2 protein-coding genes are annotated in these 945 nt (G+C 45.6%); one reads left to right on the forward strand and one right to left on the reverse strand.

The window, feature by feature from the left end; genetic code table 11:
- A partial coding sequence (locus KIV40_RS27935; protein ID WP_285352459.1) for a class II glutamine amidotransferase occupies positions 1 to 244 on the forward strand: 244 nt, incomplete at its 5' end.
- Positions 245 to 332: 88 nt separating this feature from the next.
- Here the strand turns inward: KIV40_RS27935 and purN are convergent.
- Complete coding sequence (gene purN, locus KIV40_RS27940) at positions 333 to 944, reverse strand: phosphoribosylglycinamide formyltransferase (protein ID WP_285352461.1); 612 nt, start codon at positions 942 to 944, stop codon at positions 333 to 335.
- Position 945: the final 1 nt, after the last annotated feature.

Raw genomic sequence — 945 nt, forward strand, 5'->3', positions numbered from 1 at the left:
AGCGAGCCTGATTGATGAAGACGTTGAGATTAACTTTCAGGAAGAGACCACGCCGAATGATGTGGTGAGCGTCGTCGCTACACAGCCATTAACGGATAATGAAGAGTGGGCGCGAATGAAACCTGGTGAGTTTGCACTGTTCCATTTCGGTGAGTTGATTGAGTCTAACCATCAAGCTTTAGCTGATGTGGCTTACGCTCCTAAAAAGGTTGCGAGCCAAGCTCCGACCGAACCCTTAGAGTAATCATTACACCAAGCTCCAAATAACAAAGCCCGCAATGCGGCCTTTTTAGTATTCGAATTAGCATGTTTTATTAGCTATAAACACGTTTCTAGTCTTGTGCGTAGCCATGTTTGCCAAGCGTGTTTCCATCGAGTTCAGCACAACCCTCTTTCATCACTAATCTATCATCACAGAACCACTGACACACCAATGGGTAGATTTGGTGCTCTTGTGTCAGTACTCTGCTTGCCAATTCGTCTGCATCATCCTCTGCAAAAACAGGCACCTTAGCTTGTAAGATCACAGGTCCACCGTCTAGCTCTTCCGTAACAAAGTGGACACTGGTTCCATGCTCTTTATCTTTGCCATCAATGGCTCTTTGGTGTGTGTGTAGCCCTGGATACTTCGGCAGCAGTGACGGGTGAATGTTGATCATTTTCCCTAAATAATGACGAACAAAAATATAGCCAGCGAGAACAATTAAGTCTGGTTGATAGGCATCGATCTGTTGCATTAGCTCGCGATCGAACGCTTCTCTTGATTCGAATGATTTTGGATCAAGAGAGTGTGCTGGGACTTCTGCAGTACGTGCACGCTCTAAGCCATATGCCTCTGCTTTATTTGAGAAAACAGCTTTGATAGAAGCATTAATGTGCTGGTTCTGACAAGCATCAAGGATGGCTTGGAGGTTGCTTCCGCTTCCGGAGATCAAAACGACGATG

The organism is Vibrio sp. D173a, assembly GCF_030248475.1.